The 8,393-nt window shown below is 73.6% G+C and carries 7 protein-coding genes; 5 read left to right on the top strand and 2 right to left on the bottom strand.

The genetic code is table 11. The features are described 5' to 3' along the window. Together UWG_RS30680 and UWG_RS0121575 are read right to left on the bottom strand one after the other, a co-directional pair. Nucleotides 1–180: hypothetical protein (locus tag UWG_RS30680; RefSeq protein WP_033196289.1), on the bottom strand; the 180-nt coding region annotated here is incomplete at its 3' end. 77 nt (nucleotides 181–257) lie between these two features. Then, entirely contained in the window at nucleotides 258–518 is a 261-nt protein-coding gene (locus UWG_RS0121575; RefSeq protein WP_016909284.1) for a GlsB/YeaQ/YmgE family stress response membrane protein, read from the bottom strand. Nucleotides 519–668: 150 nt separating this feature from the next. Here UWG_RS0121575 and UWG_RS0121580 point away from each other — a divergent pair, with 150 nt between their 5' ends. From UWG_RS0121580 to UWG_RS0121605, 5 genes are all read left to right on the top strand, one after another. Then, nucleotides 669–2,357 (top strand): bifunctional 3'-5' exonuclease/DNA polymerase, encoded by a 1,689-nt coding sequence (locus UWG_RS0121580; RefSeq protein ID WP_016909285.1) that lies wholly within the window; start codon nucleotides 669–671, stop codon nucleotides 2,355–2,357. A 243-nt stretch (nucleotides 2,358–2,600) separates the two neighbouring features. After that, complete coding sequence (gene gndA / locus UWG_RS0121585; RefSeq protein WP_016909286.1) at nucleotides 2,601–4,049, top strand: NADP-dependent phosphogluconate dehydrogenase; 1,449 nt, start codon at nucleotides 2,601–2,603, stop codon at nucleotides 4,047–4,049. Between the two features lie 356 nt (nucleotides 4,050–4,405). Next, a complete protein-coding gene (locus UWG_RS0121590) occupies nucleotides 4,406–5,017 on the top strand; it encodes an acyl-CoA-like ligand-binding transcription factor (RefSeq protein ID WP_029391652.1) in 612 nt (203 codons plus the stop codon). A 75-nt stretch (nucleotides 5,018–5,092) separates the two neighbouring features. Next, entirely contained in the window at nucleotides 5,093–6,601 is a 1,509-nt protein-coding gene (locus tag UWG_RS30685; protein ID WP_016909288.1) for an FAD-dependent monooxygenase, read from the top strand. 284 nt (nucleotides 6,602–6,885) lie between these two features. Continuing rightward, entirely contained in the window at nucleotides 6,886–8,367 is a 1,482-nt protein-coding gene (locus UWG_RS0121605) for an acyl-CoA synthetase (RefSeq protein WP_016909289.1), read from the top strand. Nucleotides 8,368–8,393: the final 26 nt, after the last annotated feature.

An 8,393-nucleotide genomic window follows, 5' to 3' on the forward strand; every position in this document is an offset into this window, starting at 1 on the left:
GCCCCGCCACTCGATGAGGTTCTCGTCGTCGAGCTTGATGTGCTCAGGGGGCAGCCCCGCGCGCCGCAGGAACTCCACGACGTCCTCCCGGCTGTGCGCCAGGCCGAGGATCTCCGCGTGGGCCGTCACGCGTCGCCCGCCGGAGGACGACGGTGGGTGCACGACTACCGGAGGGGTCATGACTCCAGGGTGTACCCGGCTCCTACGGAGCGCACCCCGGGGGCGTGAAGTTGACCGCTCCGGCGCGAGGCGCGCGCTCAGCGGCGGCTGCGCGGCCGGGCGAGCGCGGCCACACCGACGGCGGCGAGCGCCACCTGGATGATCAGCTCGATCCAGTCGAATCCTTTGGTGTCGGCGACCCCGACCCCCTTCGCGAGTGCGGTGCCCACGAGCGCCGCGACGACGCCCACGAGGACCGTCGCCAGGGTTCCGATGCGCTGACGACCTGGCAGGACGAGCCGACCGAGGGCGCCGATCACCGCGCCCACGACGATCGCCGAGATGATTCCGGTGATCACGGCTGCTCCTTTCGTCGACGTTGGTGCCCCCCTCGTCGGGCTCCTGCGCCGGCGGGGGCACACCGGGCGACTTCCCCGTGTACGGGCGGCCACGCACCGCCCCCGGCACACACCGCGGCGATGTCGGTCCCGGGTGGAAGACTCGCGCGCATGACGGATGCAGCAGGCGGAGACCCGGGCGGCCGGTGGGCGCTGGCCGAGGCCGCCGACGGAGGCTTCCTGAGCTGCGCGCTCGACGGCGCGGGCCGGCGGGCGGGGCCCGTCGTCCGCGCGCCCGACGCCGCGGCAGCCGTGCGGGCGCGGCCGCACGTGGCCCGGTGGGTCTGGCGCTCGACGGCCGAGGTCCAGCCCCACCTGCTCGCAGCCGGCGTGCACGTCGAGCGGTGCTACGACGTGGAGGCGGCCGAGGCCCTGCTCCTCGGCCACGAGGGCGCGGCCGGCACCCCGTACTCGCTCCCCGCCGCCTACGCGCGCCTCCACCGGCTCGCCGTCCCTCCCGACCCGCAGCCGCCCTCGACCGACCCGGAGGTCCAGCCCTCCCTCTTCGACACGCTCCCGGCGCCGCTGCCCGAGGCCGTCGACCCGCTGGAGGCGTTGCGGGAGGTGTACGCGGCACAACTCGTCCGCACGGAGGCGGCGGAGCACCCCGAGCGGATGCGGTTGCTCCTCGCCGGGGAGTCGGCCGGCCGGCTCGTCGCCGGCGAGATGGGCGCCGCCGGGGTGCCGTGGCGCGCCGACGTCCACCGCCGGCTCCTCGCGGAGCTGCTCGGCGAGCGGTACGGCGGGAGCGGGCTGCCGCGCAGGCTCGTCGAGTTGGAGGAGGAGGTCTCGCGCGCCTTCGGCGCACACGTCCGCCCCGACCTGCCGGCCGAGGTGCTCTCCGCCTTCGCCCGCCAGGGCGTCAAGCTCGGCTCGACCCGGGCCTGGGAGCTCCGCGAGGTACAACACCCGGCGGTGGCCCCGCTGTTGGAGTACAAGAAGCTCTACCGCCTCTACACGGCGCACGGCTGGTCCTGGCTGCGGCACTGGGTGCACGAGGGGCGCTTCAGACCTCACTTCGTGCCGAGCGGGGCCGCGTCGGGCCGCTGGACGACCAACGGCGGAGGCGCGCTGCAGATCCCCCGCACGGTCCGCCGCGCCGTCGTCGCAGAGCCGGGGTGGCGGCTCGTGGTCGCCGACGCCGACCAGTTGGAGCCGCGGGTCCTCGCCGCGGTCTCGCGCGATCCGGGTCTGATGGCGGTGTCCGCGGACGACCGCGACCTGTACACCACCCTCTCCGAGCACGCCTTCGCCGGCGACCGCGCCCGCGCGAAGCTCGCCCTGCTCGGCGCCGTCTACGGGCAGACCAGCGGCGACGGGCTGCGGCATCTGGCAGCGCTGCGCCGGAGGTTCCCCAGGGCCGTCGCGTACGTCGACGAGGCGGCGCACTCGGGCGAGGAGGGCGGGCTGGTCCGTACGCGCCTCGGACGGACCTGCCCACCGGGCGCGGAGGGAGCGGAGGAAGCGTGGGACGGCGAGGCACCCCCGCGCCCCGGCGCCACCCCGGATGCGCGGGCGCGCGGCAGGTTCACCCGCAACTTCGTCGTCCAGGGAAGCGCCGCCGACTGGGCCGTGCTGATGCTCGCCGCGCTGCGCCGCAGCCTCTTCGGGCTCGCTGCCGAGCTCGTCTTCTTCCAGCACGACGAGGTGATCGTGCACTGCCCGGCCGACGAGGCGGCGCAGGTCGCCGCTGCGGTACAGGAGGCCGGACGCACGGCGGCGGGCGCGGCCTTCGGTGACGTGCCGGTCGCCTTTCCGTTCACCGTCGCGGTCGTCGAGTGCTATGCGGACGCCAAGTGACGGCGCACACCGAGCCGTTGCGGCAAGAGGCCGCAGCAGCGGAGCGCGACCGGGCCCGAGCCGGGGAGAGTTGGCGGTTGCACCGGGCACAGCGGGCTGCCGCGGTGCCGCGCGCCCCGACGCACGGGCACGGCGCCGCGGCCCCGCCTGCTCCCGGATCGCCGCCGGGCGCGAGACCATCGACCAGCACCGCGACCGCCCGTCCGGGACCGCCCGGAGCACCGTCCGCCCAGGAGAGCAGCAATGAACGCTTCGGCCCAGATCGGCGTCACCGGATTGGCCGTCATGGGACGCAACCTCGCCCGGAACTTCGCGCGCAACGGGTACACCGTCGCCGTCCACAACAGGACCACGGCCCGCACCACCGAGTTCGTCGAGGAGTACGGCAGCGAGGGCGCGTTCGTCGCCACGAAGAACCCGCAGGAGCTCGTCGCCGCGCTGGAGCGCCCCCGCCGGCTGCTGGTGATGGTCAGGGCGGGCGGACCGACCGACGCGGTGCTCGCGGAGTTCGCACCGCTGCTCGACGAGGGGGACATCCTGATCGACGGAGGCAACGCACACTTCGAGGAGACGAGGCGCCGCGAGGCCGAACTCCGCGAGCGCGGGCTGCACTTCGTCGGCACCGGCGTCTCCGGAGGCGAGGAGGGCGCCCTGCACGGGCCGAGCATCATGCCGGGCGGCTCGGCGGAGGCGTACGCGGCGCTCGGGCCGATGCTGGAGCGGATCGCGGCGCGGGCGCCGGACGGTTCGCCGTGCACCACGCACGTGGGCCCCGACGGCGCCGGGCACTTCGTGAAGATGGTCCACAACGGCATCGAGTACGCCGACATGCAGCTCATCTCGGAGGCGGCGCGGCTGCTGCGCGAGGTCGGCGGGTTCGCGCCGCGGCAGGTCGCCGAAGTCTTCCGCACCTGGAACTCGGGGCGGCTGGAGTCGTACCTGATCGAGATCGCGGCACAGGTACTCGCCCACACGGACGCGGCGACGGGCCGGCCGTTCGTCGACGTCGTCGCCGACCGCGCCGAACAGAAGGGCACGGGGCGCTGGACGGTGCAGACAGCGCTCGAACTCGGCGTCCCCGTACCGCAGATCGCCGACGCGGTCTTCGCACGCTCGCTCTCCGGCGACACCCCGCTGCGCGAGGCCGCCGCCGGCCTGCCCGGACCGGCAGGTCCCGAGCTGGAGGGACGCGACGCCGAGCGCTTCGCCGACCAGGTCGAGCAGGCCCTCTACGCGGCCAAGGTGGTCTCGTACGCGCAGGGTTGGAGCATGATCCAGGCGGGCAGCGCGGCGTACGGGTGGTCGGTCGACCCGGGGGCCGTCGCCGCGATCTGGCGGGCGGGGTGCATCATCCGCGCCCGCTTCCTCGACCGCATCCGCGCGGCGTACGCGGAAGCCGGCCCGGACGGGCTGCCCACGCTCCTCGCCGACCGCGGCTTCGCCTCCGAGCTGGGCACCGCCGAGCTCGACTGGCGCGCGGTGGCCGCCACGGCCGGGCGCCGCGGCGTCGCAGCGCCCGGCCTCACGGGCGCGCTCGCGTACTACGACTCGGTACGCACGAGCCGGCTCCCCGCCGCCCTCCTCCAGGGGCTCCGCGACTACTTCGGCTCCCACACCTACCACCGCACGGACCGGCCCGGCACCTTCCACACGCTCTGGTCCGGCGACCGCAGCGAGGTGCGGACGGACTGACGGGAGCGCCGAACTCGCTTTCGGCTCCGTCCGATTGCCGGGTCCGCATGCCAACGCACCGGCAGCAGACCCGATTGGCACGTACGACAACTCCCACCGCGCCGGACGCGCCCAGCGCACATCGCGCACCCACGCGCGCCCGGACGCCGAACGCTGTACCGCACCAAGGGAGTTGCCTGCACCGGGGCACCGGACCGCCGCCCGCGCACCGCCCTTTCCGCGGGTTCGAAGGGCAGGTGGACGCGGAGGACACCGGCGGCAACCGCCTCATCAAGTCCAAGCCGGCACCATCCCCACTCGGAACTTGCGTGGTACGCATGTTTGCGTACCACGCAAGTTCTGCTAACGTGTACGGCATGAGTGGTCTTCGAGAACAGAAGAAGGCAGCCACACGCACGGCGTTGAGCTGGGCCGCGGTCCGGCTCACCGTCGAGCGCGGGTTCAGCGCGGTCAAGGTCGAAGACATCGCCGCAGCGGTCGGCGTCTCCCCGCGCACCTACAACAACTACTTCTCCAGCAAGGCCGAAGCGATCGCGTTCCGTCACCTCGAGCGCTCCTTGCGGCTCGCGGCCGAAGTGCGTGACGGACCGCCCGATGAACCCTTGTGGGAGGCGATCACACGTGCCTCGCTGCGGCAGCTCGAGCCCGGCCCCGAGGTGGAGCACATGCCGCCGCAGCAGCCCGACGAGTGGCCGGCCGGCAGGCAGGCGATGTGGGCCGAACCCGCGCTGCAGGCCGAGCTGCTGCGGGCGAACAAGATCGCGGAAAAGGAGCTCGCCGCGGCCATCGCCGACCGCACGGGCAGGGACCCGGAGTTCGATCTCTACTCCCGCCTGGTGGCCGCGAGCGTGATGGCCGCCAACAACGTCGCCCTCGAACTGTCCGTCGAAGCCGGACAGACCGAGCCGATGGAGAGCCTGCTCCCCCGGGCTCTGCGCATGGTGGCCACCGGACTCCCCACTCCGTAGGCCCTTCTTCCCACTCCGAACAGAGGCCGCCGCTCGCGGCCTCCATCCCTCCCTGCCTCGAAGAGGAGAATCGCCATGCTGAGTGTGGTCATCGTCGGTGGCGGTCCGAACGGCTTGATGCTCGCCTGCGAGCTGGCACTGGCCGGGGTGCGTCCCGTCGTGTTGGAACGTCTCACCGGCCCGAGGACCGAGCCCCGGGCAAACGGTCTGGTCGGTCAGGTGGTGCGCATGCTCGACCGACGCGGCCTCTACGCCCGCATCAGCGGGTCCGGCGCACCGCCCCGGCCCGCGCCCCGTTACATGTTCGGCGCCTTCACGCTGGATCTCACAGGCCTCCCTCACAACCCCGTGAGCGTGCTCCCGGCACCGCAGGCGCAGATCGAGAAGGTCCTCGCCGAACGCGCCGTGGAACTCGGCGTCGACCTCCGCAGAGGACAGGAGGTCACCGATGTACGGCAGGACGCCGACCTCGTCCGGATAACGCTCGCCGACGGTGAGAGCGTCACCGCCCGCTACTTGGTAGGGGCTGATGGAGGACACAGCACGGTGCGGCGTCTGTCCGGCATCGGCTTCCCCGGAGTCACCACCGACGACTTCGTCACCCGCTCCGCGAACGTGTCGGTGGCGGACGAACACCTGGGCCCCGAAGGCGACTTGCGCGTTCCCGGCTACGGGAGCCTGCCGGCCCTGCTGTACGTGCGCACGGAGCGCGGCACGATCACCTGGGGCCTGCTGCCCGGCCGAGCGCCTGTCCTCAACACCACCGAAGTCGGTACGCAGGACGAGAGCACCGCGCCGATGACCTTCGAAGAGATGATGGCGAGCGCCGAGCGCGTGCTGGGCGTACCCGTCCCGCTGGGTCCTCCGCGGGGAGAGGGACCGCACCTGCTCCGACGACTCGTCGGCGGCAACACCCGGCTCGCAGAGCGCTATCGGGACAGGCGGGTACTGCTTCTCGGCGACGCGGCCCACGTGCACTCGGCGATCGGCGGTCCGGGACTCAACCTCGGCCTGCAGGACGCGGTCAACCTCGGTTGGAAGCTGGCCGCCACGGTGCGAGGGCAGGCCCCCGATGCTCTGCTCGACACCTACGACGAGGAACGCCGACCTGTCGCGGAACGCGTTGTCGCCTCGACTCTGTCCCAGTCGGCGCTGATGCGCCCCGGGCCGGAAGTCACCGCCCTGCGGACCGTCTTCGAGGAGCTGCTCGCTTCTCCCGGCGGCACCGAACGCATCGCCCACCTGCTCGCCGGAACCACCGAGGGCTTCGCGCCCGATCTCGTGATCCACACCGGCGCGGGCCCCCGCCGGCTGGCCGACTTGACGACCGGTGCCCGGCCCTTGTTGCTGGATCCGCGCGGCGACTTCGCCGAGGCCGCGAAGCCCTGGCTCGACCGGGTCGATGTCGTGCACGGCAGGACGGAGGGCACGAGCGCGACCGGTCTGCTGCTGCGGCCCGACTGCCACACGGCGTGGACCGGACACGGACCGGACGACGTCAGCGGTCTGCGAGCCGCGCTTCACCAGTGGTTCGGCGCACCGCTGACCGACGGCTGTGAGCCGGAGCGGGCCGGCAACCGCTGAGCAACCACCCGGAAACCCGCGGGCACCGAAGAGCGCAGGCGCAACGCCCCGTGCAGTGCTCGGTCCACCGGGGCGTTTCTCCGCACCGACCAGGTCGCTGCGCACCTTCCGCAACCTCGGCTCCGGCGTCTCCGCGCACTCCCGGGGTGCGCCCCGCCAACGGCCGGCACACAGCAATACCTTGCCCGCATCCGTGGGAGAACGCGAATGAGATGCTGCCTGCGTCCGCCGATCGCCGTGCGAGGCCGACGAGGCCACGCACCCCATTCCGGCCAGGAGGCCCGTTGTCCCCTTCGCTGCTGCCCGCGGTGTACGCGGCGTCCTCGCACACCGCCCTCCGCTTTCCCGACCGCTCCTTCAGCTACGAGCAACTCGCCGCCGCTGCGGGCCGGATCGCGGCGCAGATCGACGGGGCCTCGCGGGTGGCCGTGTGGGCGACGCCGAGCCTGCACGCCTCCGTCGGCACCGTGGCGGCGCTGCTCGCCGGGGTGCCCGCCGTACCGGTCAACCCGCGCGGCGGGGAGCGTGAGCTGGCGCACGTCGTCGCCGACAGCGTCCCCGCCGCCGTGCTCGCCGCGCCCGACGACGAGCTCCCCGAGCCGCTCGCCGGGCTCCCCCGCGTCGACGTCCACCTCGACGAGGCGGAGCCCGACGAAGGCGGCGCCGCGTGGAGTCCGCCGCACGAGCCGCCGGCCGAGAGCGCGGCGCTCATCGTGTACACCTCGGGGACGACGGGCCCGCCCAAGGGCGTCGTCCTCTCCCGCAGGGCCGTCGCCTCCAGCCTCGACGCGCTCGCCGACGCCTGGGCCTGGAGCGACGCGGACGTGCTCGTCCACGCGCTGCCGCTCTTCCACGTCCACGGCCTGATCCTCGGCGTGCTCGGCCCGCTCCGGCTCGGCGGCACGCTGCGCCACCTCGGCGCCTTCACCACCGAGGCGGTCGCGGAGGCGCTCCGCGAGGGCGGCACCATGCTCTTCGGCGTCCCCACGATGTACCACAGGCTCGCCGAAGCCTGCGCCGAGGACCGCGAGTCGGCGTCGGCGCTCGCGGGGGCGCGCCTGCTCGTCTCCGGCTCGGCGCCGCTGCCGCTCACCGACCACCGGCGGATCGCGGAGGCGACGGGAAGGGGCGTCGTCGAGCGGTACGGAATGACGGAGACGCTGATGAACACCAGCGTCCGCGCCGACGGGGAGCCGCGCCCCGGGACCGTCGGGCCTCCGCTGCGCGACGTGGACCTCCGGCTCGTCGACGAGGCGGGCGAGCGGCTGCCCGAGGACCCGGAGCTCGTCGGGGAGGTGCAGGTACGCGGTCCGAACCTCTTCACCGAGTACCTCAACCGGCCCGACGCGACGGCCGATGCCTTCGACGGCGGCTGGTTCCGCACCGGCGACATGGCGACGCGCGACGCCGACGGCTGCGTGCGCCTCGTCGGCAGGAAGGCGACCGACCTGATCAAGAGCGGTGGCTACAAGATCGGCGCGGGCGAGATCGAGAACGTCCTCCTCTCGCACGAGGGCGTCGCCGAGGCCGCCGTGACGGGCGAGCCCGACGCCGACCTGGGTGAGCGGGTCGTCGCCTGGATCGTGCCGGCGGACGCGGAAGCGCCGCCGGCCGGGACGGAGTTGGTGGCGCTCGTCGCGGAGCAGTTGGCGCCGCACAAGCGGCCGCGCGAGGTGCGCTTCCTCTCCGCGCTCCCGCGGAACGACATGGGCAAGGTGCTCAAGCGGGAGCTGGCGAAGGGCGAGGAAGAGGTCTCGGCGGGCTGAGCCGCGGCCGGTGCGGCTCACCCGCC

The organism is Streptomyces xiaopingdaonensis (genome assembly GCF_000262345.1).
Lineage (GTDB): Bacteria > Actinomycetota > Actinomycetes > Streptomycetales > Streptomycetaceae > Streptomyces > Streptomyces xiaopingdaonensis.